The 26,411-nt window shown below is 37.3% G+C and carries 25 protein-coding genes; 19 read left to right on the top strand and 6 right to left on the bottom strand.

Annotated features, from left to right (window positions below):
* Nucleotides 1–164 precede the first annotated feature (164 nt).
* The 4 genes from treP to ACCB35_RS20810 form a co-directional block, all read right to left on the bottom strand.
* Nucleotides 165–1,580: a PTS system trehalose-specific EIIBC component gene (gene treP, locus ACCB35_RS20825; protein ID WP_044338389.1), complete on the bottom strand. Its 1,416-nt coding sequence runs from the start codon at nt 1,578–1,580 to the stop codon at nt 165–167.
* Nucleotides 1,581–2,279: 699 nt separating this feature from the next.
* Nucleotides 2,280–2,534, bottom strand: coding sequence for a hypothetical protein (locus ACCB35_RS20820; RefSeq protein WP_374055146.1), 255 nt, complete (start codon nt 2,532–2,534; stop codon nt 2,280–2,282).
* 69 nt (nt 2,535–2,603) lie between these two features.
* Nucleotides 2,604–2,951 (bottom strand): hypothetical protein, encoded by a 348-nt coding sequence (locus tag ACCB35_RS20815; RefSeq protein WP_374055145.1) that lies wholly within the window; start codon nt 2,949–2,951, stop codon nt 2,604–2,606.
* A gap of 51 nt (nt 2,952–3,002) precedes the next feature.
* Entirely contained in the window at nt 3,003–4,049 is a 1,047-nt protein-coding gene (locus ACCB35_RS20810; protein WP_374055144.1) for an acyltransferase, read from the bottom strand.
* 486 nt (nt 4,050–4,535) lie between these two features.
* Here ACCB35_RS20810 and ACCB35_RS20805 point away from each other — a divergent pair, with 486 nt between their 5' ends.
* On the top strand, nt 4,536–5,468 hold the full coding sequence (locus ACCB35_RS20805) for a LysM peptidoglycan-binding domain-containing protein (protein WP_374055143.1): 933 nt from the start codon (nt 4,536–4,538) through the stop codon (nt 5,466–5,468).
* 214 nt (nt 5,469–5,682) lie between these two features.
* On the opposite strand, the gene ACCB35_RS20800 is transcribed toward ACCB35_RS20805, so the two are convergent.
* Entirely contained in the window at nt 5,683–6,849 is a 1,167-nt protein-coding gene (locus ACCB35_RS20800) for a 3-phenylpropionate MFS transporter (RefSeq protein ID WP_374055142.1), read from the bottom strand.
* Between the two features lie 220 nt (nt 6,850–7,069).
* Here ACCB35_RS20800 and ACCB35_RS20795 point away from each other — a divergent pair, with 220 nt between their 5' ends.
* Nucleotides 7,070–7,609: a DUF6241 domain-containing protein gene (locus tag ACCB35_RS20795; protein WP_374055141.1), complete on the top strand. Its 540-nt coding sequence runs from the start codon at nt 7,070–7,072 to the stop codon at nt 7,607–7,609.
* A 120-nt stretch (nt 7,610–7,729) separates the two neighbouring features.
* Here ACCB35_RS20795 and ACCB35_RS20790 read toward each other — a convergent pair whose 3' ends face one another.
* On the bottom strand, nt 7,730–8,512 hold the full coding sequence (locus ACCB35_RS20790) for an SGNH/GDSL hydrolase family protein (RefSeq protein WP_374055140.1): 783 nt from the start codon (nt 8,510–8,512) through the stop codon (nt 7,730–7,732).
* 205 nt (nt 8,513–8,717) lie between these two features.
* Between ACCB35_RS20790 and ACCB35_RS20785 the strand changes: the two genes are divergently transcribed.
* From ACCB35_RS20785 to ACCB35_RS20705, 17 genes are all read left to right on the top strand, one after another.
* Nucleotides 8,718–9,458, top strand: coding sequence for a YveK family protein (locus ACCB35_RS20785; RefSeq protein ID WP_374055139.1), 741 nt, complete (start codon nt 8,718–8,720; stop codon nt 9,456–9,458).
* Nucleotides 9,459–9,483: 25 nt separating this feature from the next.
* Nucleotides 9,484–10,155, top strand: a complete 672-nt coding sequence (locus ACCB35_RS20780; RefSeq protein WP_374057085.1) for a CpsD/CapB family tyrosine-protein kinase — start codon at nt 9,484–9,486, stop codon at nt 10,153–10,155.
* Between the two features lie 114 nt (nt 10,156–10,269).
* The gene (locus tag ACCB35_RS20775; RefSeq protein WP_374055138.1) at nt 10,270–11,037 is read left to right on the top strand and encodes a tyrosine-protein phosphatase; all 768 of its coding nucleotides are present in this window, start codon (nt 10,270–10,272) and stop codon (nt 11,035–11,037) included.
* Nucleotides 11,038–11,373: 336 nt separating this feature from the next.
* Nucleotides 11,374–11,502 carry a hypothetical protein gene (locus ACCB35_RS20770; protein ID WP_374055137.1) on the top strand — a complete coding sequence of 43 codons (129 nt, stop codon included), beginning with the start codon at nt 11,374–11,376 and terminating at the stop codon, nt 11,500–11,502.
* An 80-nt stretch (nt 11,503–11,582) separates the two neighbouring features.
* A complete protein-coding gene (locus ACCB35_RS20765) occupies nt 11,583–13,406 on the top strand; it encodes a polysaccharide biosynthesis protein (protein WP_374055136.1) in 1,824 nt (607 codons plus the stop codon).
* Nucleotides 13,407–13,462: 56 nt separating this feature from the next.
* Nucleotides 13,463–14,578, top strand: a complete 1,116-nt coding sequence (locus ACCB35_RS20760) for a DegT/DnrJ/EryC1/StrS family aminotransferase (protein WP_374055135.1) — start codon at nt 13,463–13,465, stop codon at nt 14,576–14,578.
* Nucleotides 14,578–15,222, top strand: a complete 645-nt coding sequence (locus ACCB35_RS20755) for a sugar transferase (protein WP_374055134.1) — start codon at nt 14,578–14,580, stop codon at nt 15,220–15,222. The genes ACCB35_RS20760 and ACCB35_RS20755 overlap by 1 nt, the downstream gene beginning before the upstream one ends.
* 3 nt (nt 15,223–15,225) lie before the next feature.
* Complete coding sequence (locus ACCB35_RS20750) at nt 15,226–15,864, top strand: acetyltransferase (RefSeq protein WP_374055133.1); 639 nt, start codon at nt 15,226–15,228, stop codon at nt 15,862–15,864.
* A gap of 17 nt (nt 15,865–15,881) precedes the next feature.
* Complete coding sequence (locus ACCB35_RS20745; RefSeq protein ID WP_374055132.1) at nt 15,882–16,706, top strand: 3-hydroxyacyl-CoA dehydrogenase family protein; 825 nt, start codon at nt 15,882–15,884, stop codon at nt 16,704–16,706.
* A 95-nt stretch (nt 16,707–16,801) separates the two neighbouring features.
* A complete protein-coding gene (locus ACCB35_RS20740; protein ID WP_374055131.1) occupies nt 16,802–18,016 on the top strand; it encodes a glycosyltransferase family 4 protein in 1,215 nt (404 codons plus the stop codon).
* Nucleotides 18,017–18,032: 16 nt separating this feature from the next.
* A complete protein-coding gene (locus ACCB35_RS20735) occupies nt 18,033–19,055 on the top strand; it encodes a polysaccharide biosynthesis protein (protein WP_374055130.1) in 1,023 nt (340 codons plus the stop codon).
* On the top strand, nt 19,052–20,161 hold the full coding sequence (locus ACCB35_RS20730; RefSeq protein WP_374055129.1) for a capsular polysaccharide biosynthesis protein CapF: 1,110 nt from the start codon (nt 19,052–19,054) through the stop codon (nt 20,159–20,161). Before ACCB35_RS20735 ends, ACCB35_RS20730 begins: the two co-directional genes overlap by 4 nt.
* A gap of 4 nt (nt 20,162–20,165) precedes the next feature.
* Complete coding sequence (wecB, locus tag ACCB35_RS20725) at nt 20,166–21,290, top strand: non-hydrolyzing UDP-N-acetylglucosamine 2-epimerase (protein ID WP_374055128.1); 1,125 nt, start codon at nt 20,166–20,168, stop codon at nt 21,288–21,290.
* Between the two features lie 6 nt (nt 21,291–21,296).
* A complete protein-coding gene (locus ACCB35_RS20720; RefSeq protein ID WP_374055127.1) occupies nt 21,297–22,460 on the top strand; it encodes a glycosyltransferase family 4 protein in 1,164 nt (387 codons plus the stop codon).
* A 55-nt stretch (nt 22,461–22,515) separates the two neighbouring features.
* Nucleotides 22,516–23,793 carry a glycosyltransferase gene (locus ACCB35_RS20715; protein WP_374055126.1) on the top strand — a complete coding sequence of 426 codons (1,278 nt, stop codon included), beginning with the start codon at nt 22,516–22,518 and terminating at the stop codon, nt 23,791–23,793.
* A gap of 18 nt (nt 23,794–23,811) precedes the next feature.
* A complete protein-coding gene (locus tag ACCB35_RS20710) occupies nt 23,812–25,032 on the top strand; it encodes an O-antigen ligase family protein (RefSeq protein ID WP_374055125.1) in 1,221 nt (406 codons plus the stop codon).
* A gap of 56 nt (nt 25,033–25,088) precedes the next feature.
* Entirely contained in the window at nt 25,089–26,408 is a 1,320-nt protein-coding gene (locus ACCB35_RS20705) for a glycosyltransferase (RefSeq protein ID WP_374055124.1), read from the top strand.
* The last annotated feature ends 3 nt before the right edge of the window (nt 26,409–26,411 follow it).

The raw sequence follows: 26,411 nt of genomic DNA, 5'->3' as shown, positions 1-26,411 counted from the left end.
CAACCCGCCCCACTACAGGATTTCAGGAGGTCCGTCCCTAAACAAAAGGGAGACAATCATCCATCACACGTAACCTGAGAAGCAGGTGAGTGGCTGAATTGATTTGTCCCCCTTAGTTTAACTTGTATATACAAGTTGTTACAACTGTTTTCTTTTTCTATTTATTAGGCTGCTTCGTTTTTGCTGAATTTTGACCATACCATTGTCAGGACGAATGGTACGACGATACAGATGGCCATTCCGATGAAGAATGATAGCCAGTATTCAGGAATGATCGATAGGAATCCAGGTAATCCACCTACACCGATGGAGAAGGCTTTTGTTCCTGTCATCGCTAACAGTACACCACCAATGGCAGAACCGATCAAGGCACTGATGAATGGGTAGCGGTAGCGCAGGTTAACCCCGAACATCGCCGGTTCCGTAATTCCTAAATAAGCCGAGATGGCAGATGTACCTGCAAGGCCGCGAAGCTTTTCGTTTTCTTTCTTCGCTACAAACATCATCGCAAGGGCAGCTGAGCCTTGTGCGATATTAGATAGTGCAAGGATCGGCCATAGGAATGTTCCTCCTTGGCTTCCGACCAGCTGTAAATCTACTGCAAGGAAGGTATGATGCATACCTGTGATTACCATCACCGCATACAAACCACCATACAGCAGTCCACCTAACCATGAAGCAGAGTCAAACACCCAAACCACACCGTCTGTTAACAGGTTACCGATAAAGAACGTTACCGGGCCAATCAGGATGAAGGAAGCAAATCCAGTAATCAAGAGTGCAACTGGCGCAACTACCAATAGCTTGATGGAATCATGAACTCTCTTATCCAGGAACATTTCAATTTTCGCTAATAAATAGGAAGCGAATAGAATCGGCAGGACTTGTCCTTGATACCCGATCTTGTCGACTTCAAATCCGAATAAGTTCCACGTAGGAATCTTTTCTGCACTTGCATAAGACCAAGCGTTAAGTAAGTCTGGATGAACAAGCATAAGACCTAATACGATACCGAGTAATGGACTTCCCCCAAAACGCTTGACCGCTGACCAACCGATCAACCCGGGCAAGAATACAAAGGCCGTGTTGGCAATCAAGTTGATGATCGATGCGAAATCAGCCCATTGCTTATGAACATCAATGACCGATTTCTCATCATAGAAAATCCCCGGCCCGGTTAAAATGTTATTAAGACCCATCAACAAACCGGCCGTTACGATCGCCGGCAGGATCGGGATGAAGATATCCGCCAATACCTTGATCGCACGCTGCAATGGATTCAGGTTTTGAGTGGCGGCATCTTTCACATCCTGCTTGGATGCATGCTCGATCCCCGTTTCCTCTGCTAAAATTTGATACGCTTTATTTACAAGACCTTGTCCGATGACAACTTGGAACTGACCATTGGAAGAGAATGAACCCTTCACTAAATCAATCGCCTCTAATCTTTCCTTATCAACTTTTTTCTCATCATTCAATACTAACCGAAGACGAGTCACACAATGAGTGGCCGTACGGATGTTATCCTTGCCGCCAATCGCTTCAATGATTTCCAGAACGTCTTCACGTTTCACGCTCATGAAATTCCCTCCCTTAGTGATGGTGCATGGCAACTCTCGAATGTTGTCGAAAGTTGTCTTGAACCCGCTTTCATTTCTATTAATGGAATTCCCCTAAATAGTATGTGGAAAACGCTTCTCTCTATGCTTTCGTAAAAAACTACCGATAAAACGAAACGCTTTCAACCTATTTGGGTCTTGTTGTATATACAAGATATAGTTTTATTGTATTCATGTATATACAAGTTGTCAATGGAAAAGTGTAGCCGTTTTCATTTGGATGTGGTCCAAACAACCCCTGTAGGTAGAGAGTGCTAGTTGATTTCCGCTCCAGGATGCTCGCTTTCCGCGGGGCTGGCGGTGAGCCTCCTCGGCTGCGCCTCCTGGGTCTCACCTGTCCAGCTACGGGGCTTAGGGGCTCGAGGTCATAAGCCAAGTCTGCCAAAAAGGCAAAGAGCGCCTTTCCGGCAGACTCACCTTATGCTTGTCGCCCCTGGGCAAAGCCCCTCCACTTTTCATACTGTCCAGCTACTCCCGCAGGAGTCGAGCATCCTTCCGCTCCAATCAACTTTCTGAGCATGTATCCTTAATGGAATCAAGTAAAACAAGAAATTTGCAAACAACATTATTTAGGTTGAGTGGTGATTTATATATATCTTTCTATCCTAAACAAAAAAGAAGACACCCCCTGCAACCAGGAAAAGTGTCTCCAATCAGAATCTATTCTTTACGATCTCTCTCATATTTGTTCCACATATAGTAGTTATAATAAAGTTGTGCCAGATGACCAAGCAAGAAGACCGCCATAAAGATCCAGGTGTAGAAAAGGTCCAGGCCCATGAATCTTAGTAGAAAATATGAAACAGGGAGAAGCAGGGTCATCCAGAGGGTCCGAATCATTTTCCTTCTATAACTGAGTCTAAAATAAATCAGTTCAAAACCTTTATCGACCTTCTCCGTATGTCCTTCCCACATATGGAGCCTCCTTTCGGGTTGTAAAAAAGACATTTGCCATACAAAGCAGATATATTTACATCATAAAATTTAACTCAGGGCTTCGAACAAACCGAATGCCACTACCCCGATAATCCCTAATATGATCCAGATGACATAGGCGATGAGAATCAACCATCCCAAAAGTTTCTTGCCCGTTATAATCCAGTAGATCCCTAATGTGATGAAACTGAACAGCAGTCCAAGAATCCCCCACAACCATGGATTTTTGTTATGCTTTTTGGCATCCACAAACAAATAAACAGCTATTAGAATATTAAACAAATACATCAAGATTTCCAGAGTACCCCTCCTAAATAGTTTACACTTATATGTAAATTTACCTGTTTTCACTAAATGTAAACCACTTTCAGACAATTCGTCAGAAATTCCAATCAAAAAACGCCAGCTGATTGCCAGCCGGCGTGCTCTCTTTCAATATGGATGCCATCAACCGGCCATCTTCACTTTCTTAACCGGATCCTTTTTCTTCAAGAATGTCTTATAATTGATCATCGAATAAACCACATAAGAAATCCCCAGGCAAATTCCGAATACCACGACCGCATACAGCAGGTATTGAACAATCAATAAAGACTCATTCCCGGTGCTCATCCACTCCATCACGTTATTCCACAATCGCTGCCTGATCAACGGATGCTCATGGATCAAATAAACCCCCAACACATATCCGGAAATGAGGTTGATCGGTCTTGATACAAACGTAAGCTTCGAGAAAAACAGGAACAGCGCAAGTGACATCATCACGATGACAGGGGAGTTATATGACAACAGCTTAAATGGTAATTCCCACGCTTGCAGTATGACCAGGGCCGTAACGGCTCCCAATAATATGTAAACGCTTAAATAATAGTGCTTGCTGAAACCAGACAGAAACTGTCCGTGATACCTTAAATACCCCGCCACAAAATAAAGGAAAATGAAATGCACGATGCTATAGCCGCCGTTCACCCCGAAGCTCCCCAGGGGATGAAAGAACTGCCATACACAATTGATCATAAATAATAGAAAGAGAAATTTCCCGTAATCTTTCTTTGATAACTGATTGATCAAGATATTTAAATAAGGTGAAAGCATGAATAATACGATATACACGGTGATGAACCAGTAGGTGGACAGATACACCGGGAATACCGACCTGATGAAGCTGGTATAGGAGCCATCCGTCAATTGTAAAACCGTGAGTCCGGCAAAGATAAGAACCGAGAAAATGAATGTTTCCCGCACGACCCGGAACGCTTTGCTCATCTTGAATTGTGACTTACATAAAAAATACCCGCTGATCAAGACATACACATTGACCCCGACGATACAAAGCACCTTTATGAAATGGAATAGATATTGATTCACCGTGCTTAATTCAGATATCGCGATATATTTTGAAAATCCGTAGGTACCGAAATGCAATAAGACGATCATGACCATCGACAGTACCCTGAGAGATTCAAAGTTTGACAGCCTAATTTTCTCCGCCAATCCAACCCGCCCCTTGTTTATAGAAAGATAAATTCTACTTATTTTAATCTATTAAAATCGTCTTGTCATTCAGAATTTTCTTGATGGAATCGGGGAGTGGGTAATAGGGAGGGGCAGGCTGGGATCGACTGGTCCATAGGAAATGTGAGAGGGTGAATAATATTGGAGAGAATAGATAGTAAAGCCCTATAAAGTGGTCATTTAATGAATGGAAGCGCAACCATAAATTTCTAAAGTGCGTGAGGTAGGGGATGAGCTGGTTCATTTTCAAATTAAGGACTTTCACCTATCTAGTAAAACAATATGTAATAGCCAGTTGATTTACCAATAACGGAAAATAGTCCATAATTTACTAAACCTTATTATACTGGGGTTTCTTCCTTATTTTTCTTCATATAAGAATTTTAGCCTATTAAAATATCAGTCTTCTTCCTCCATAATGGACAAGCAACAAAATTCGACATTATCGATAAAGGAGACATTTTTTTGAAGAAAACCATTATTGCCTTCACTACTGCTGCATTACTATCGTCAGTTGCTGTCAATTCATCGGAAGCGGCTTCTTACCGCGTTCAATCAGGGGATTCCCTTTCGGTGATTGCATATAAATATGATACATCCGTTTCAAATCTGAAGAGCTGGAATAACCTGAGCTCCGACATGATCTATGTAAATCAGGTCCTTGAAGTAACAGGTCCAACCAGCACTTCTGCCAAAACTTATACCGTACAATCAGGTGATTACCTGTCAAAAATCGGTGTCAAATTCGATGTGTATCTGGCTGAACTAAGAGCGTGGAACAACTTGAAGAGTGATGTCATCTATCCTGGTCAAACGCTGATCGTTTCTTCAGGAGGAACAAGCACGACACCGACTGCTCCAACAGGATCAAGTACATACACCGTCCAATCCGGTGACACGTTATCACATATCGCAGTACGCTATGATGTAAGCGTCTCTTCCATCAAGTCATGGAACGGATTAACTTCCGATAACATCTATGTCGGTCAAAAGCTTTCCATTCAAGGAACGTCTGATGGCGGAACGCAAACTCCTGCTCCTACTTCAAACGTAGTTGATATTGCGAAGAAATACGTAGGAACTCCATACGCATGGGGCGGAACATCACCATCCGGCTTCGACTGCAGCGGGTTCATCTACTATGTATTCAACCAGGCGGGCCAATCGATTGCTCGTACCAACACAGATGGTTACTACAGCAAATCCTCCTTTGTTAGCAGCCCGAAAGCAGGCGACCTTGTATTCTTCGAGAATACATACAAAGCCGGCATCAGCCACATGGGGATCTACCTTGGAAACGGAGAATTCATCCACGCTTCAGACAGCGGTGTGACGATTTCGAAGTTAAGCAACACGTATTGGAATCCGAAGTTTGTCGGATATAAGCGATTTAACTAATTTGAGTGGAGCGTCCTGCCTAGGCGGGGCGCTTTTTAATTTGTACTATTTCCGAGGAAATTCGACATAGAGGATCAATTAATTCAAATGATTACTTCCTTCTCATATACCCACCATCACCAATCAGGAACTACGAAAGGGACCGTCTACACTAACACCTTCACATGAAAAAAACCGCCCAGGATCAACATCCTGAACGGCTCAAAAAATCACTCTATTTATATGAAAAAACACCATCCGCCACACGATCATACTTCCAATACATCCATCCACCAAGCACCACACAAGGAACCACCACAATAGCCATTCCGAGGAACGCGGAACCAGGCGAGATATCATACAGGAATCCACCGATGAACGTCAGGATCGCGGTACTCAATCCCATGCCCAGTGATGTATACACTCCCTGGGCAGCCGGGATGTCCTTGCTCTCCAATTCTTCATAAATTAACCGCATAAATGCAAAATGTGTCAATCCGAAGGTTAAAGAGTGAAAAAGTTGGGTAAAGACAAATACAGGGACGCTAGGGTACAGAAACAGCAACGTCCAACGCGTCACAGCGGCCCCTGCTGCGATCATGAACATGACGGAAATGCTCTTGCCCTTCAATAGCCGATCTGAAAACGCAAAGAACAGGATTTCAGACAGCACGGCAATATTTAAAATCACACCTATATAAACGGCGCTAACATCTAATTCCTTTAAATAAAGGACACCATAATTATAGTAAGAAGCATGAGCTCCCTGAATCAGTACGACAACCACCATAGCCCAGACAAACTTACGGGACTTCAATAATCCACGATACGAGAGCTTCTCCTGACCGCGGGTCCCACTCATGGACTGGGGCAATTTAGCCAAGGATGACAGCAGTATGACCACAATCCCCCCGAATAACAGATAAATCACTGCGCCCTCTGTAAAAATTGACGTCAAAAACCCAACCGCAAGCAGTGCAACCGTGTATCCAATCGAACCCCACGAACGGCTCCGTCCATAATCGATGCCATCTTCCTTCATCATCACAGCCGCCATGCTCTCCACCATCGGAAGCAGCATCGGATAAACGAGGCTGAATATCACCATACATCCCAATATCATCCCGAACGAATTCATGGGCAGGAACAACAGCAAAGCAGCCCCCGAAATCAATACTAGCCATCGAGACAATCGTCCCAATGATACCGTCTGACTCAATTTCGGAAATAAAAAAAAGCTCGAAAACGACCGCGCAATCATCCCGACTGCAATCACCGTACTTGCTGCCGAGATGGAAAAGTCCTTACTTTCCACCAGCCACGCTGTCCAATAAGGTATGAAAATTCCCCAAGTGAAAAAAATCGCAAAGAACTGAACCGACAACCACGTCTGATTCTTCAAATCTATCAAAACTCCCTTTATGTAGACTGGAAATCAATTTACAAACATTGAGTCATTATATAGCAGTCTCCCCATGAATACAACCAACTTAGCGACTATCTCTTTAGTATCAATGAAAAATATGGTAGTATTACAATTCGTTTACAGATCCTTGCAGGACATTTAGCCTAACACATAGAAGAAAGTACTACAGAAACTAGCATACAGGGGGAGTTTCAACATGCTACGAAAAAAATCATTCGCCATCATAGTGGGGAGCGTCCTGCTCTTAACGGCCATCGGGGTGTATATCGCCGTAGGCAGTTTAAACAATACCGGCACAACCGAGGATACAAACCAAACGGACGTCGTCTCAACTGCCGGGGTGGAAACCACTCCGCCACAATCCGAAACCAAAACGGGAAAAGAAAACCCATTCGGGGAAAAGGTGAAGACGCCGCTGAGTGAAAATCTGATCCAGCAATACATACACGCCATGAGTCATCAAAAGGTGAAGGCAAAGGAAAAATGGTCTTTCTTTGAAATCACGGATGAACGCATCGATTACTTGTTAGGGCAACTAGAGATCAACAATTATAAAAATGAACAGACATATAAAGACATCCTGACCAGCTGGAAGGAAGGGGATTTCTCCGGTGCCGTTGGGGATCATAATGTAATTTGGAGAATGCAGAACGGGAACATCGGCAAGGCAACGGGAATGCTGAGTGCAAATGAAGAAAAGAAGTATATAGAGAGTCAAAAGAAAGAGAAGAGATAATGATAGAGAAAAAGACGTGTCTTGAAGAAACGTCTTTTTCTATTTTAGGTAATCGTAATCTTCGTGACTCCAATCAATAAAAAATGAACTTGAGGCAACCAACCTCAAGCTCATTCCCATTCACTCATTAATAAAATACTCCACCAAATAGTCAGCCCACACCGCATGCCCTTCCTCACTCGGCATCTCCTGACTATCCACCAACAACTCACCCAACGCTTCCTCATCATCCACCGGCCAAGCGCTCCAATGATCTACATAAGGAATCCCATTCTCCTCAGCAAACTCTTTAAGCTCCTCGATTTGCATCGGATAATACGTAGCCCCGGCAATCGGGTGAGTAGGCTGCAGGATCAATACAGCTTCTTCATTTTGTTCTTTCAGCTTACGTTCAAAGATCTGGATGCTTTCCTGGTTATTCTCTCCGCCCACACCATTTGAATTGTCGTTCAACGCAAATGGTTCGAACAGGACAAGCTGTGGTTCATACTCAAGTACCTCGTCAACGTTTTCTCCATTGACGAATGTCAAAGAGGTGGTGTCGTATTGAAAGATTTTCACTTCGATGGTGTCTCGGTATGTATCCGTCAGTTCTGTTTTCACTTGTTCACTCCAGCCGTTCTCATCTGCCCCAAGTGCAAGGGAACCGACGATAGCCAGCTTATATGGATTTCCAGTAGCGACCGTTTTCTTAAAAGTAGCTTGAGCTTCCTCGGGCCAGTTTCCCATGAGAGAGTCAACATCTTTCTCATTGTCAGTCACTTTTTCCTCAGAGGCTGATTCTGTAACAACTGTCGATTTTTCTTCACTTGAAACAGAGGTTCTTTCCTGCCAATACATATTCCCGTAAACAAGCACACCTGCACAAATTATTCCTAATAGAAATAATGAAAAGGTTTTCATACTTTAGACCCCCATTTGTAATAAAAAAAATTCAAAGAAAACATTTCCAATTCCTTATTTACTCTTTCTTTTTGACAGTATTTGTAGTTTAATAGATAAGTATGGAAATGTTACATTTTGATTAAAATTATGACAACAAAATTCTGAAAATACAACAGGAATCCACAATATTTTACATATTTTTTCTTATCTTAGGGAGGAAGTTATGGAAGAAACGATCAGTTTGCGCGAGTTGATGGAAACGTTACGTAAGCGCATGAGTTTAATCATTTTAATTACCCTGACAGCGATTTTGGTAAGTGGAGCGGTAAGCTTTTTTCTATTGACGCCGATCTATCAATCTTCCACTCAGCTGTTGGTAAACCAGGCGAAATCCGAACAGCCGGCATACAACCCTGGTGAAATACAAACGAATCTGCAATTAATCAATACGTATAATGTCATCATTAAAAGCCCTGCCATTCTGGAAAAGGTAGCAAACGATCTGAATAATGGATATGATGCTTCCCAGCTTAATCAGAAAATCACCGTTGGAAGTGAAGCGGAATCTCAGGTGATCAACCTTTCCGTTACAGATACAGACCCGCAAACGGCGGCAGATATCGCCAACAAAACAGCGGAAGTCTTTCAAACTGAAATTACGAAGATCATGAATGTCGATAACGTCAGCATCCTAGCAAAAGCGGAAGTAGGCGAAAAGCAATCGCCGATCAAACCGAAACCGGTTCTTAACATCGCCATCGCAACAGTAGTGGGCTTAATGATCGGTGTCGGACTTGCCTTCTTATTGGAATTCCTGGATAACACAGTGAAAACGGAACAAGAAGTAGAGAAAGTGTTGGGACTGCCGGTTTTGGGCTCCATCGCCATAATCGATGATGTGAAAGAAGAAAAGAGTGGCCGCTCGGATCGTACTACGAGAGAAAGAGGTGAGAAGGTTGGGTAAGAATAAGAAACTGAAGAAGCTTATGATGAACACGAAGCGTAAGTTGATTACGAAAACATCGCCTAAGTCACCGATTTCTGAACAGTATAAAACGATCCGTACCAATATCAACTTCTCCTCCGTCGATCGGGAAATGCGTTCGATCATGGTTACCTCCTCAGGTCCCGGGGAAGGAAAATCAACGACTGCGGCAAACCTCGCTGTCGTATTTGCCCAGCAAGGGAAGAACGTACTGCTTGTGGATGCGGATATGCGGAAACCGACGGCTCATTACACGTTCAATGTGAACAATACGTTTGGTTTCACAACCGTTCTTACTAGACAAAAAACCCTTAGAGAAGTTGCTTACCAAACGGATGTCGACCATTTAGACCTGCTCACATGCGGTCCTGTACCACCGAATCCGGCAGAGCTCTTAAGCTCGAGATCAATGGAAGAATTCCTGGTGGACGCTTACGCTGATTACGATCTGGTTATTTTCGATACGCCTCCAGTATTAGCGGTGACCGATGCTCAAGTCCTGGCCAACCAGTGTCACGGTTCAGTCCTTGTAGTCAGCTCCGGAACGACGGAAATCGAAAGTGCCCAGAAAGCGAAAGAACTCCTGCAATCAGCTAAAGGTAAGCTGCTTGGAGTCATCCTGAACAACCGTGAAGTGAAAGATACAAGCTATTATTACTATTATGGTAAAAGATAACAATGAAATAGTTGCCATTCGACAAATTTCACCCGTTTACAAAAATACCTAGTATAGTAAAATGGTAGATGTTGAGATAAGTCGAAAGAACTAACAAATGTGAGGAGGATGACGATGATTGATATACATAGTCATATCTTACCTGGCGTGGACGACGGAGCTCGAACCATGCAGGATAGTGTCGATATGGCCAAGCTTGCCGTGTCGGAAGGAATCGATATCATCATCGCGACTCCTCATCATATGAACGGACAATATGAGAATGAACGGGTCGATATTCTCCATAGGGTGGATGACCTCAACGATCACCTGAAACAAGAGAAGATTGATTTGAAAGTACTCCCGGGTCAAGAATGCAGAATATTCGGAGAAATGATTGAAGACTACCATGATGGAAAGCTCCTGTCTTTAAACCGAGTTTCCCCATACATATTTATCGAATTCCCTTCGAGTTCAGTACCAAGATATGCAGACAGATTGTTTTACGAGTTGCAAAATGAAGGGCTAATCCCCATCATCGTGCATCCGGAACGAAACGCAGAACTAATCGAGCGGCCGGACAAACTATACAACCTGGTCAAAAACGGCGCTGCCACTCAACTGACGGCATCCAGCCTCACAGGCTACTTCGGCAAGAACATCCAGAGATTTTCACAACAACTGATAGAAGCCAACCTGACACACTTCATTGCATCAGACGCACACAATATACATAATCGCTCTTTCAAGATGGAAGAGGCCATGGATACACTAGAGAAAAAGTACGGAATAGACATGATCTATTACTTTACAGAAAACGCAGAGCTGCTGATCGAAGGAAAGAACATCTATAAAGAAATACCAGAGAAGATAAAAAAGAGAAAATTCCTGGGCATTTTTTAAGAGAAGCAGAATAGAATCAATAAGGTCCTAAGGTACTATTGTCGTTGGTAAAATAGAAATGAAATGTTGCACAAAACCAACAGTAGAATTTTGGGAATGTCTCCTTACCATTATCACCGGAGGCACTCGGTCACACCGTGGGTAAAGACTAGATGCTTTAACCTTAGACGCTTGTCGTCAGTGGTGGGATGTGAGGAAGGGTTAGATGCCCATATTTACTATATTAATTGAGAGCTGTAAAGATAAATAATGAAAACGCCTTATGTAATGATTTCATATTTTGTTAGTAAGAGGGAAATGGTTATAAGGAGAATAAGATTGAAAAGCTTTAACGTAATGCCTAAAAGCATCAAAAAAGCGATACGCTACATTTACCAGGATGCTTCAACCGAGCAATTAGTAGAAATTCAACAACTGATCAATCAAGCTATTGAAAAAAGACTAAAAGAATCTAAGAGAATATAAATCCCTAAGGAAAGAATATACGATTATATTTTTCCCTTAGGTATTTATTTTGTCGAAAACAGAAAAAAGGAGAGGTCCAATTGAGTTATACGAAACGAGTTTCCATGCTGATGCTACTGGATTCCATGATTGTATTAACAGCTATTTATATCGGTTATTATCTTGTCGTTCCTACCTTTACGTTAAACAGTACACTTCCGACACTCGTTCTTACCTCTGCAGCATTACTTGCAACGCATCATCTGTTTGCTTTCGTTTACCGTTTGTACCAGAAAGCGTGGGAGTATGCCAGTGTAGGTGAAATGCTGGCCATCGTTCGTGGAATCACGTGGTCGATCCTCACAACAGGAGCCATTCAGTTCATTGTTAACGGTGATGTGTATGTAAGAATACTGGGCGTTACGTGGATGCTACATATTATTCTCATTGGAGGCTCTCGATTCTCCTGGAGAATGTACAGGGATTACTATATGAAAACGAAACAAGAAAAGAAACGTGCTCTAATCATTGGTGCGGGTTCCGCCGGGTCTATGCTCGTGCGCCAGTTCATGAAGAGTCACGATGCAGAACTATTGCCAGTAGGATTCGTCGATGATGATCCAAAGAAACAAAAGCTTCAGATCTACGGGGTCACCGTCCATGGAAAAACAAAAGACATTCCGACATTGGTCGAAAAGCTGAAAATAGAAAACATTATTATTGCAGTACCTTCACTCAACAAAACTGAAATTCAAAAAATCTATCAAGAATGCAGCAAAACCAATGCGAAAACGCAAATCATGCCGATGATTGAAGATATCGTTTCAGGCAAGGTGTCAGTGAATCAGTTCCGGGAAGTCCAAGTGGAAGACCTATTAGGGAGAGATCCCGTAGAACTGGATACACAAAGCATATCTGAAAAACTCACTGGTAAAACCATTCTCGTTACTGGGGCAGGCGGGTCAATCGGATCCGAAATCTGTCGGCAGGTTAGTAAGTTCAAACCCAAGAAGCTTCTATTATTAGGGCACGGGGAAAACTCGATTTACGGAATTGATATGGAGCTTAGAAATAAATATAAAACAGAGTTTGAAATTATTCCGATTATTGCAGATATACAAGACCGTTCTCGCATCTTTGAAGTCATGTCGAGTCACTCACCTGATGTGGTGTATCATGCGGCAGCTCATAAGCATGTACCACTCATGGAATATAACCCGAAAGAAGCCGTGAAGAACAATGTTATCGGTACGAAGAATGTAGCAGAAGCAGCTGATACATTTGGAGTTAAAACGTTCGTGCTTGTTTCCTCTGATAAAGCTGTTAATCCTACAAACGTAATGGGATCAACGAAAAGAATCGCTGAAATGGTCATTCAGAATCTGGACAAACAAAGCCAAACCAATTTCGTTGCGGTTCGTTTTGGTAACGTACTTGGAAGTCGCGGAAGTGTTATTCCATTATTTAAAAAGCAAATTCAAGCAGGTGGACCGGTTACCGTTACCCATCCGGATATGACGAGATACTTTATGACGATTCCTGAAGCATCGCGACTCGTCATGCAGGCGGGTGCTTTGGCTCGTGGTGGAGAGATCTTCGTACTGGATATGGGTGAACCGGTCAAAATCGTGGATCTGGCGAAAAATCTGATTAAACTATCCGGTTATTCAATAGAAGAAATCGGGATTAAATATGCCGGGATTCGTCCTGGAGAGAAGATGTATGAGGAATTATTGGGTGAGAATGAGGTACATGGAGAGGCTGTGTTTCCGAAGATTTTTATTGGGAAGACGGTGGATTTTGAGTATGGTAGAGTATCAAACTTGATAGAGAATCATACTGATTTCGATCCAAAATATCTTTCAAATTATGTACTAGAGTTAGCGAATAAAAAAGAGCGCGTTTTGGTTAAAAATGTAAATTAAACATGTTAAAGAGTATCTATAAGCATTTACATAATTGTGAAAGGAAGATTTATAGTATGCGAGATCGAATTTTTCTTTCATCACCACATATGAGTGATGAGGGTTATGAAATGGAATATGTAAAAGAAGCTTTTGATACCAATTGGATCGCTCCTCTTGGAGAGAATGTAAATGAGTTTGAAAAGGAACTGGCTGCTAAAGTTGGCTCTAAAGCTGCAGCAGCCCTATCTTCGGGTACTGGTGCTATCCACTTAGCTTTAAGAGCGGCTGGAGTGGAGGAAGGAGACATCGTTTTCTGTCCGACCCTAACATTCTCTGCTACAGCGAATCCAGTTATCTATCAAAATGCTATTCCTGTTTTTATAGATAGTGATTATAAGACGTGGAATATGTGTCCTAAAGCTTTAGAAGAAGCTTTCGAAAAGTATCCTGAAGTGAAAGCAGTGATTGTGGTTCACCTTTATGGACTATCTGCTGATATGGATAAAATAGTAGAGCTTTGTAAGAAGCATAATGTTGCGCTGATAGAAGATGCTGCTGAGAGTTTAGGTACCTATTACAAAGGTAAACATACAGGAACGTTCGGTGATTACGGGATTTTCTCATTTAATGGAAATAAGATCATCACTACCTCTGGTGGTGGGATGTTAGTTTCAAATAATGAAGAACGTATTGCGAAAACAAGATTTTGGGCTACACAGAGTAGAGACCAAGCAAGACATTATCAGCATAGCGAATTAGGGTTTAATTACCGGATGAGTAATGTGGTCGCTGGTATTGGTAGAGGGCAACTTAAAGTGTTAGATCAGAGAGTTGAGATGAAGAGATATATCTTTGATTTTTATAAAAGAGAGCTTGGTGAACTAGATGGGGTTGATTTTATGCCTAGTAATGAATGGGATGAGCCGAATTATTGGTTAAGTTCGATGACTTTGAATGGTCATGTAAGACCGATAGATGTTATGGATGCTCTTGAAAAAGAAAATATTGAATCGAGACCAATTTGGAAGCCGATGCATTTACAGCCGTTCTTTGAGAAGTATGATTTTGTTGGGGCTGGTGTTTCGGAGAAGTTGTTTGAGAATGGTGTTTGTTTGCCGTCTGATACAAAGATGACGGATGAGGATTTGGAAAGAGTTGTGGAGATTTTTAAAGGGTTGTGGATTAAATAATGAATAATTCCCAGGGGGGTATTTATAGAAGGTTTATAAAAAGGCCGATGGATTTCATTCTTTCGTTAATTGCTATTATCATTCTTACTATTATTCCAGTTTTTCCTATAGTGGCCATCCTTGTGAGAATTAAATTAGGTAGTCCAGTCCTTTTTAAACAAGAAAGACCAGGACTGAATGAAAAGATTTTTATGATGTATAAGTTTAGAACGATGACGGATGAAAGAGATCATAATAGAGAATTACTGCCTGACAGTGTTAGGTTAACGAAGTTTGGAAGGTTCCTGCGTTCTACGTCACTTGATGAACTTCCGGAGCTTTTTAATATCTTAAAGGGAGATATGTCCTTAGTAGGACCTAGACCATTATTGGTACAGTATCTGCCTCTTTATAATGAGCGTCAAAAGCGTCGTCATGAAGTTAGACCAGGGTTATCCGGTTTGGCTCAGGTGAGTGGTAGGAATGCTATTGGTTGGGAAGATAAATTTGATCTCGATGTACATTATGTAGATCATGTGAGTTTTATTGGTGATGTGAAAGTTATTTTTACTACTTTAAAGAAGGTTTTTGTAAGAGAAGGGATTAATTCAGAAACAGCAGCAACCATGGAAGCATTTAAAGGGAATGCGGGAACGGAGGAATAATTTATGAAAGACATAGTTATTATTGGTGCAGGCGGCTTTGGACGAGAGGTAGCCTGGTTGATTGAGGATATTAATAAGGTAAATGACGACTGGAACATTTTGGGGTTTGTTGATGATAACAAAGAAATCCATGGAACAGAAATGAATGGCTACAAAGTTTTAGGTGATATTGAATGGTTAAAAACTCAAGAGCTGAATGTAGTTTGTGCTATTGGTGATCCGATTACTAAAAAGAGAACTATTGAAAGACTAAATGGTAGTAATAACACTTTTCCTGTTCTTATCCATCCGAGTGTCATCCACTCTGATAGAGTAACGTTTGGAGAAGGATCTATTATTTGTGCCGCCAACATTATCACAACGGATATTAAGATTGGTAACCATGTAATAATTAATTTAGATTGTACTATTGGACATGACGCTGCATTAGGGGATTACACTACAGTACTTCCAAGCGTTAATGTTTCTGGTTTCGTTGTAACTGATGAATCTGTAAGTGTCGGTACAGGTTCTGCGATTATTCAGGGAGTTAAAATTGGAAAAAATACGGTGGTTGGCGCAGGTTCTGTAGTGGTTAAGGATTTACCGGATAACTGTACAGCCGTTGGAGCTCCAGCAAAGCCGATTAAGTTTAGCAATTAATGAAGGAGTTTGAATAGATGATAGCTGTTATTGGATCAGGAACAATGGGCAAAGGTATAGCGATAGAATTCGCTAGGAATAATGTAGAAGTTGTACTAGTTTCTATTAGTCGTAACTTAGAAGTTTCAGAATTAAGAAATGAAATTAAAAAAGTTGCAGAGAGATATAATATTAAAAATGTTGAAGAAATTTCAGCGAGAATAACTACTGCGAATACGTTTGACCAATTAAGTAATTGTGATTTGATAATTGAGGCTATGGCTGAGGATTCAACTTATAAAAGAGAGGTTATGCAAGAAGTTTGCAAGCACACTGAATCACTATCAACAATATTTGCTACTAACACTTCTTCCTTATCTGTGTCCGCTGTATTTGAAGGAATCGTTCCATTAAATAAAGTTGTTGGATTACATTTTTTTAATCCGGTTCAAGTAATGAAACTTGTGGAGATATCGTACTTGGAAAAAACAGAAGACAGCGTCGTTTCATGGGTTAAAGAACTGGTTACCTCAATAAATAAAGAATATGTATTAGTTAAGAACTCACCTGGATTCATAGTCAACCGTTTATTAATACCAATGATAAACGAAGCCGTAAAGATTGTGGAAGAAGGAATAGCCACCCCTCAAGACGTTGATAATGCAATGAAATTAGGTGCAAATTTTCCTGTTGGCCCATTAAAATTATCAGATTTAATTGGGAATGATATTACTTTATCTATTCTAAGAGAACTTCAATCTTCTTCTAATACTAATATTCAGATTTCAAAGACTTTAGAAGAATTAGTAACAGAAAGGAAATTAGGGAGAAAGACTAAAAAAGGTTTTTATTCTTATAATTAACTATAATTTTCCCATGTAATACAGAATCTTTAAACAGTCTATATAAGTAAAAGTTTTCTTTTAATATTGCAATAATTTTTGGGAGAGTAAAAATTATGAATGTTTTATTCCTAACACTATTAGATTTTGAAACTATTGAAAACAATAATATTTATACTGATTTAATGCGAGAGTTTGTAAAAGATAACCATAAACTTTATATTATATCTCCTACAGAGAAGCGTAACCAACAAAAGACACAATTGATAAATAATGGGGATTACAAAGTACTAAAATTGAAAATAGGTAATATTCAAAAAACTAATATATTTGAAAAGGGTCTCTCAACCCTAACATTGGAATCAAAATTCAAAAAAGGAATTAAAGAATATTTTTCAGACATCAGATTTGATCTAGTCATATATTCAACACCACCTATTACTTTGCAAAAAGCCGTTAGCTATGTAAAAAAACGAGATAATGCTAAATCGTATTTGCTACTCAAAGATATTTTCCCTCAAAACGCTGTAGATCTCGGTATGTTAAAGAAAAATGGGGTTAAAGGAGTATTGTATAATTTTTTTAGAGCAAAAGAAAAAAGATTATATCAAATATCAGACTATATTGGGTGTATGTCGCCCGCAAATATAGATTTTATACTAAAACATAATCCCGAACTATCCACTAAAATTATAGAGGTATGTCCAAACAGCATAGAACCCCTAAAGATTGAAAAAAATGAAACCAAGGCTCTGGAAATAAAGAGGAAATATAACATACCACTTGATAAAACTATATTTATCTATGGTGGAAACCTAGGAAAACCCCAAGGTATTGACTTCTTAATGAAGTGTTTGAGAGCCAACAAAGCAAATGACCAAGCATATTTCGTTATTGCTGGATCCGGTACGGAGTTTGATAAGCTTGATACTTTTTTTTCTAATGAAAAGTTATCCAATGCACAATTATTTGCCCAATTGCCTAAAGAAGATTATGAGATATTAGCTAATTCATGCGATGTTGGACTAATATTTTTAGATAGTAGATTTACTATACCAAACTTTCCATCAAGACTTCTTTCATATATGCAAGCCTCAATGCCTATATTGGCAGCAACAGATAACAATACGGATATTAGAGAAGTTATTGAAAAAGGAAATTTTGGTAAATGGTGTAAAAGTGGAGAACTTGAGGAATTTAATAATCATCTAAGTGAATTATGCAATGTACCTAAGCGAAAGAAAATGGGGAAGAACTCAAGAAAATTTTTAGAGAATAATTATACTGCAAAGCACTCATATAAAATTATTATGCGTCATTTTAGTGAATAGAAAAGAGGTACTAAATATGTTTAAAGACAAGACCCTACTCATTACTGGAGGAACAGGTTCGTTCGGAAATGCTGTAATGAAAAGATTTTTAGATACAGATATTAAAGAAATCCGCATATTCTCAAGAGACGAAAAAAAGCAAGACGATATGCGTAAAGTTTACAAAAGTGAAAAGTTAAAATTCTATATAGGTGATGTCAGGGATTTAGCTAGTGTTAAAAATGCAATGCATGGGGTTGACTATATTTTTCATGCCGCGGCCTTAAAACAGGTTCCTTCTTGTGAATTCTTCCCATTAGAGGCTGTTAAGACAAATGTTATTGGAACGGAAAATGTTCTGACAGGTGCAGTTGAAAGCGGGGTTGAAAAAGTAATCTGTTTATCTACTGATAAAGCGGCTTATCCTATTAACGCAATGGGAATCTCTAAAGCTATGATGGAAAAAGTGTTTGTGGCAAAAGCAAAAACGGTAGATTCAGAGAGAACTCTAATAAGTGGGACTAGATACGGTAATGTTATGGCCTCAAGAGGATCAGTTATACCATTATTTATTGATCAAATAAAAAATGGTCAACCTTTAACAGTGACAGATCCTAATATGACTAGATTTTTAATGAGTCTTGAAGAAGCGGTGGAACTTGTAGTTTTTGCATTTAAAAATGCTGAAGCCGGAGATATTATGGTTCAAAAATCACCCGCTTCTACAATTGGGGATTTAGCAAAAGCAATCATAGAACTGTTTAATGTAGAAAATGAAATTAAAGTAATTGGTACCCGTCATGGAGAGAAACTTTATGAAACTTTGCTTACTAGAGAAGAGCATGTGGTAGCCGAAGATTTAGGCGGGTTTTATCGGGTTCCTGCTGATAAAAGAGATCTAAACTATGACAAGTATTTTGTCGAGGGAGATCAAAAGTTATCTACCGAAGAGGAATATAATTCTCATAATACAGATAGGCTAAATATCGAAGAGATTAAAGATAGGTTGCTTATGCTTGACTATGTTCGTGAAGAATTGAAGGCGTGGAATCAAATATGAAGATATTAGTAACGGGTGCAAAAGGTTTTATTGGGAAGAATCTCGTAGCAGAACTTAAGAATCGCAATTTTACTGATATTTATGAATATAGTAGAGACACGAATCCAGCATTACTCGATGATTATTGTAAAGAGGCAGATTTTATTTTTCATCTTGCAGGAGTAAATCGTCCTCAAGATCAGTCTGAGTTTATGGATGGGAACTATGGATTTACTTCGGTGCTCCTGAATACTTTAAAAAAGTATCAAAATAACTGTCCAGTAATGATTTCCTCTTCTACACAAGCAATAAAGGATAATCCATACGGTATTAGTAAAAGAGCAGGTGAAAGATTACTATTTGATTATAGTAAAGAAACTGGGGCAAAGGCACTTATCTATCGCTTTCCAAATGTTTTTGGAAAGTGGTGTAAACCTAATTATAACAGCGCTGTGGCAACTTTTTGTCACAATGTTTCACACGATCTTTCAATCCAGGTAAATGACCCAAGTGTAGTTATGAATCTGGTATATATTGATGACGTAATTGAGGAAATGGTAAATGCATTAAATAGTAATGAAAATTCTATAGGTGATTTTTGTGAAATTCCGGTAGTTCACACTAAACCACTTGGTGAAATTGTTGAGTTAATTTACTCATTTAAAAAAAGTCGAGAACAAAGATCTGTACCCAATATGACAGATGCATTTACAAAGAAGTTGTATAGTACTTATCTTAGCTATTTGCCAGAAGACCAGTTCAGTTACGACCTTAAGATGAATATAGATCAAAGAGGTTCTTTTACAGAATTTATCAAAACGCCAGAAAGAGGCCAAGTTTCTGTTAATGTATCTAAACCAGGTATTACAAAAGGTAATCACTGGCACCACACAAAGAATGAAAAATTTCTAGTGGTAAGTGGTAAAGGTGTTATCAGATTTAGAAAGATTGATACAGAAGCTGTCATTGAATATTTTGTGAGTGGAAATAAATTAGAAGTAATAGACATACCAACTGGATATACGCACAATATAGAAAATCTAGGTGATACTGATATGGTCACTATCATGTGGGCCAATGAATTATTTGATCCAGAGAAACCTGATACTTACTACTTGGAGGTATAACCTAATGAAGAAATTAAAAGTGATGACAGTTGTTGGAACTCGACCAGAGATTATTAGACTATCAGCTGTTATAAATAGATTAGAAGAATCAAATGCTATAGAACATACTTTAGTTCACACAGGCCAAAATTACGATTATGAATTAAATGAAGTGTTTTTTAATGATTTTAATTTAAGAAAACCTGATTATTTTCTTAATGCAGCTACAGGAACTGCTGTAGAAACGATTGGAAATATTCTGGTTAAAATCGATCCAATTATGGAAGAAGTAAAACCGGATGCTTTTTTGGTCCTTGGTGATACTAATAGTTGTTTATGTGCAATTGCTGCGAAAAGAAGGCAGATTCCTATTTTTCACATGGAAGCTGGGAATAGATGTTTTGATCAAAGAGTTCCTGAAGAGACTAATAGAAAAATCGTGGATCATACCGCGGATATTAATTTAACATATAGTGATATTGCAAGAGAGTATCTACTTAAGGAAGGTTTTCCTTCAGATAGAGTTATTAAAACAGGTAGCCCTATGTTTGAAGTTCTAAATTCTAGAAAAGAAGATATCGAGAGCTCTGAAATACTAGAAAAATTAGAACTTGAAGAGGGAAAATATTTTGTAGTATCAGCACATAGAGAAGAAAATATTAATTATGAAACTAATTTCCTTGATCTAGTTAATAGTTTGAATTCAATAGCGGAAAAATATAATATGCCTGTTATTGTAAGTACGCATCCTAGAACTAGAAATATGATTGAAGCTAAAGAAATAAAATTCAATTCATTGGTAAAGACGATGAAACCTTTAGGATTTAATGATTATGTGAAACTTCAACTAAAAGCTAAGGCTGTGCTAAGTGATAGTGGAACTATAAGTGAAGAATCTTCTATTCTTGGATTTAAGGCATTAAATATTAGACAAGCTCATGAAAGACCAGAGGCAATGGAAGAGGCATCAGTGATGATGGTTGGGGTAAAGAAGGAAAGGATACTACAAGGCCTAAGTATATTAGAAAGTCAAGATAGAGGAACTTTAAGAACAGTATCAGATTATAATATTCCTAATGTATCTTTTAAAGTATTAAGAATAATTTTGTCATATACAGATTATGTAAATAGGATTGTTTGGAGTCGGTAAGAATAGATGAAAATTGTACACTTATGTTTATCTAACTTTTATATAGAAGATTTTGGTTATCAAGAAAACCTTATCCCTAAGTATCATAAAAAAAATGGGCACGATGTTACAATAATTGCTTCAAGATTCACCTATCGTAAAGATAATGGACAGCCAGATTTGGCCGAATCTGGAGAATATATTAACTCTAATGGTATTAAAGTAATAAGAATTGATTACAAACATAAATGGTTAGGTAAATTAAATGACAAATTAAAAATATATCAAGGAACTTATAATCTACTTGAAAAAGAAAAACCTGAATTAATATTTAATCACGGAATACAGTTTTTAGATCTTCTAGAGGTTGCTAGATACGTAAAAAATAATCCGAATTGTAAACTAATAGCTGATAATCATGCAGCTTATATTAATAGTGGTACAAATAAGTTGTCAAGAGAAATTTTGCACAAAAGGATTTACAAAAGGGTCATACAAAAGGCGTTACCTAGTATAGAGAAAATATTTGTACTAGCACCAGGTTGCAGAGATTTTGTGAGAGAAATGTATAATGTTACAAATGATAAAATGGAGTACTTATATCTGGGAGCAGATACTGAAATGATAAATTTTAATAATCGGAACGAAATTAAGCGAAGAATAAGAAAAGTTTTAAATATTGATAATGATGATTGTGTATTGATAACAGGTGGAAAGTTAACTAAAGGGAAAAATACTGAACTTTTACTCAAATCTATACAAAAAATAGATGATAAAAAACTAAAATTAATAATATTTGGTGCTTTTTCCGATGATATAAAGGATGAAATGTTAAAACTAATTGAATTAGATGATAGAGTAACGTATATAGGTTGGTTAAATGGTGAAGATGTTTATGATTATTATTTAGCTTCAGATATTGCGATATTCCCTGGTACAAAGTCCGCATTGTGGGAACAAGCAATCTGTAGTGGTCTTCCTTTGATATGCAAAAAATGGAAAGGTATGGAATATGTTGATATTGGGGGGAATTGCATTTTTTTAGAAAACGATAATGAAAATATTGTTATAAATAGTATAAATAAATTAAGAAATGATAACAGATTATTAGTTCAAATGAAAAATATTGCTGAAACAAAGGGTTACGATACTTTTTCCTATGAAAGAATTTCGAAACAGGTAATTCCTTGAAAATGAGTATTTTAAATATACTTAGTTACCCCAATAGAAAAAGAGGTTGTTTTAGTTGAAGAATAAATTAGTTTTCCTAACTTATACTTACCCTTATACGCCACCATCTGAACAATTTATTCATGAAGAGTTAAAGGTTCTAAATGATTACTTTGACGAAATTATACTAGTTCCAACCTCACATGCATCATATAGTAATGATATTTACGAAGGTACGTTTACTAATGTCTTTACTGAAAGAATTAATAGAAGAAAAAAGTTTATTGAAGTGCTTATTTATCTACCTCTTGTATTATTTCTAAACCCATCTATTTATAAAGAAGTATATAATTTAGGTAAAAACAGGTTACTTTTCAATAAAACTGCTTTAAAGGATTTATTTCTGAATTATATTAGTGATCATATAATTACAAGACAAACTTTAAGTATAATTAGAAATAACTCTAATAAGGATGATAGGATAATAATATATTCTTACTGGTTTTCACATTTAGTCTTCTCAGCACTCTCTATTAAAAATAAATTATTAAAAAGAGGCTTTAATAATTTAGGTGTCGTTTCTAGGGCGCATGGTTCAAGCGATGTGTTTTTCCCAAAGAAAATGAATAACTATAAGATAGGTTTGACAAATATTAAAGCAAGTTTAGATACACTATACTCAATAAGTGCTTCTGGGAAAGAATATTTATCGTCTCTAGGAATACCTAGTGATAAAGTAATTGTAAATAGACTAGGTGTGAAGGATAACGGCTTAGTTGCAAATAGGGAAATAGGGAAAGAATTAAAGATAGTTAGCTGCTCATATATTAATGAGATAAAACGAATAGATTTATTAGTAAAATCTTTAGCTAATATTACCGATATTAATGTAACTTGGACTCATTTTGGGGATGGTCCACTTTATAATCAAATAAAGCAAATGTGCATAAATAAACTACCAAGTAATATTAAAGTTAAATTAATGGGAAAAAAAACAAATAGTGAAATTATTTCTTATTATAAAGAAGAATCTCCACATATCTTTATTAATGTTTCTTCAATTGAAGGTATTCCAGTCTCGATAATGGAGGCTATTTCACTCGGAATCCCAATAATAGCAACTGATGTTGGTGGAAATAGTGAAATTTGCATTAGTGGATATAATGGTACTCTAATACCTCATGACTTCACTACTGCTCAACTTACTGCTCAAATTAAATCTTTTTTTTCAATGGATGCAGCTAAGTATAAAGAACTATGCAGTAATTCACGTGAACTTTTTATTCAAAAATATAACAAGGATATAAATTTTAGAGCTTTTGCAGAGTCTTTAAATTCGAAGAAGGATTCTTAAATAATTATGTTAGTAGGAATGGCCAAGATGTTATCTATTAATAATAAAATGAACGTTAATTATTATGCGGGAAATAAATTAATTACATTTTTGATTTCTCTTTATTTTTTTCTTTGTCCAATAGAATTTGTATTTAACTCAATAAGTCCTATTGGACCTCCTATTAAATATTTAGGGATTATAATAATACTAGTCATATTATTTAGAGCATACTTTGTACAAACTCACCTAATTATTAGTTGGGTTCATTTGGGATTAATCAGCTGGTGCTTTATTGAAGTCCTAAGTATATTTTGGACTCCCTCAATACATTATGCACTAGTTTATTTATCCAGTTACATCAATGTAATAATTTTTTTTACTATAATTACAGTATTTAAGTACACTATTTCACAGATAAATTTATTTCTAAATTTCACTTTGTTAGGAAGTACTTTCGCTGCCATATTAATGTTAAATTCAATGTCACTGTATCACGGAGAAGGGATTAGGTATACTTTTTCTTTCTTAGGTGCAGAATTAGATCCAAATAATGCTGCGGCTTTTTTAGTATATGGGGTAGCAATTTCTTTTTTTAAAACACTTAATAATAAAAAAGGCTTTTCTATCTTTCACTTAGCTCTTTTCATTATTAATGCAGTAGCTTTATTTTTCACGGGTTCTAGGGGAGGGTTTGTAGCAAGTATTCTTAGCATTATAATCATTACCTTTTCCTTAATGAAGAATAAATCTTTTTTCAATTCATTAGTGTATTGCTTGAAAATTACGTTAATAGTTTTAACTGGTTTATGGATTTTAAGTTTATTTATACCAATAGAACTATTAGATAGATTTCTAGACTTTGAGAGTTATGAAGGCGGAAGCGAAAGAACTGTTATTTGGGATTTTGCAATACAACAACTTTATGAAAGCCCAATTATAGGATTTGGGATAGGTTCGTTTCTAAATACATCTGTTAATTATTTTGGGCATGTTAAAGGCATGCATAATTCATATTTAATGATATTATTTGAAACGGGATTTTTAGGAATAACTTTTTTTATGTCGAGTATCATTATACTTGTTTTGAAAATAATTAAGTCCAGAAATTATTTTGCACTTGCAATTCTTTTATGTGGACTTATACCTTCACTTTTTCTAGATGCATTAGTCAAAAGGTTTTTGTGGAATGGGTTAATTTTATGTGCGATTTTAATATTTAATGAAATCCCCAGAGTTGATAAGAGTAAAGAGAATTAACCTCACACATGTTATTAAACTTGTAGATTTTCAAGTTCTAAGGAGAACAATAAATAATGAAAAAAAAAGTACTTATCGTAAGCAGATTATTTAGCCCTTATAATACAATTGGTGCAATCAGACCAACAAAACTATCTAAATACCTAAATCAACATGAAAACTTTGAAGTCGATGTTATTACATCTAAAGATGACAAGTACTCAATAGATTCAATTTTAGAAATAGATGTTAAAGATATTCCTAATATCTATAGAATATCAAACAGTGAAAAATTTAATAAAGTAGAATCGATTTTATTAAATACAAATAACATCAAAAATCAAACATCTCGAAATGTCTTAAAAGTTAGGAAAAATAATAAAAATGGAATTCTTAATTGGTTCAAAAAGTTTGTAAAGCATGCTTTATTAATAGCTAATGAATACGATTATTATCGTCAATTAAAAAAGCATGAGATAAACTATGCCAAATATGATATTGTGGTTTCCACTTATAGCACATTAGGGAACGTTTTGATAGCTAATTTTATAAAGAAGAAAGGGGAGAGTGTTAAATGGGTTGCTGATTTCCGGGATCCCATTTATGTAGATTCAATCCCCTTTGGTTTCAAAAGGTTTATGAAATTATTTTTGAATAAATACTTAAATAATATAGACGCTATAACAACAGTTTCAGAAGGAACCCAGGAAAATCTTTTTCTACAAAACTACAAAAAATTAGTACAAGTGATACCAAATGGATATGATTTAGAGGATATTGACTCTAATATACAAAAACAAAAAAAATTCGAGAAGTTTACGTTAACTTATACAGGTCAATTGTATAGTGGTAAAAGAGATCTTTCAATTCTTTTTAAAGCTATTAAAGAACTCATCACTGAGGGTGTAGTTAATGAATCGGATATAATGTTCTCTTATGCTGGAAACTCGTACAATGATTTGTTCAATCAGGCGAATAAATATGATCTAACTAATATTATTAGTGACAATGGCCTTATCGAAAGAAAAAATGCGTTAATTTTACAGAAAAGAAGTCATATTCTAGTTATGGCTACTTGGAATAACTCGAATAGTAGAGGGATAGTAACCGGGAAGTTTTTGGAATATATGATGATAAATAATCCCATAATATCCTTGGTAAATGGAAACTTAGAGGGCAGTAAAGTAAAAGAGATTATGAATTATTGTGATTTGGGTATCACATACGAATCTCCAAACCATGATAAAGACTTTAATCAGTTAAAAGAGTACTTACTAAGACATTATTTAATGTATAAGCAAGGTGAGATAATATTTTCTCCAAATAAAAGAGAAATCAATAGATATAACTATAAAGAGATAACTGAAAATTTCATTCACGTTTTTAATGAATGTTAAATA

Source organism: Rossellomorea sp. FM04394 (assembly GCF_041889765.1).
Lineage (GTDB): Bacteria > Bacillota > Bacilli > Bacillales > Bacillaceae_B > Rossellomorea > Rossellomorea aquimaris_B.
The sequence above is the reverse complement of the archived record's forward strand: the minus strand, read 5'-3'. Positions and strand labels throughout refer to the sequence as shown.